The sequence below is a fragment of the Pseudomonas sp. 382 genome (genome assembly GCF_002759075.1).
GTDB lineage: Bacteria > Pseudomonadota > Gammaproteobacteria > Pseudomonadales > Pseudomonadaceae > Aquipseudomonas > Aquipseudomonas vlassakiae.
Genome location: NZ_PEMX01000103.1, coordinates 1 through 853 on the forward strand (window position 1 = coordinate 1; position 853 = coordinate 853).

The following is an 853-nucleotide window of genomic DNA, read 5'->3' on the forward strand; positions in this document are numbered from 1 at the left end:
TGCGCGCTGACAAGTTGCTGGTTGCCACCGGTCGGGCACCGAATACGCGCAGCCTCGCGCTGGACGCGGCGGGGGTCACTGTCAATGCGCAAGGGGCCATCGTTATCGACCAAGGCATGCGCACGAGGGGTCATGCCGAGATAAGGGGAAAATTCACTCACTTCCCCTCTATCCATATGATTAATATCACAATTTTAAAAAACCACATGGGTATCGCGATGCGGCGATTCTGACGTGTGTCACCCAGGTCGATCGCTGCTACACGGCGAGGAAAACATGGTTGGTGCCGACGTGGGTTACAGGTGTAGGAACAAACAGTTCCCTGATGCTTAGGAATGAGGTCGATTAACAACCTCAGAAGATCCTTCAGTTGAACCGGTCGCGGCAAATCAGGCAGCCGGAATGAATGATTCTATAATCACTCTATAATTGACTATAAAGACCGTCCTAGAGCGGCAGCTAGGCTGCTCCCTGTGACTTGAGGCTTCCCCTCCCTGTCAGACTTGTTTCGCACGTCTGGGTATTGCGCCCCCGCTAGCCGTTAGCAGCCTGGCATCCTCGTCTGGGCACTGGTTTGGACCGGCTGTGAGAGAATGAGGCTGGCCAGTACGACAACAATGCTGGGAGCAATGATTGGCCCATATGCCCAAAACCTATGGCACGCATTGTTCAGGGGGATGTTATGGACAAGCTCTACGACAGGCTGGTTTTGCCGAGAGGCCACTAGGGGTCGCCTCAGAAAACGGAAAATAAAGCACGCTAAGCCGGTTGCAGCGGTCGTAGCGGCCTGAACTTGCCCGCGCCGATCTTGGCGCTGCTGCGCCAGAGGTAATCGCCGGTGAGGTTGATGTGC

At 55.2% G+C, this 853-nt stretch carries 1 pseudogene; it reads left to right on the forward strand.

What is annotated here, in order from left to right:
* Nucleotides 1-125 (forward strand): annotated as a pseudogene (locus CQW31_RS31080) (FAD-dependent oxidoreductase); the annotation flags it as partial.
* Nucleotides 126-853 lie beyond the last annotated feature (728 nt).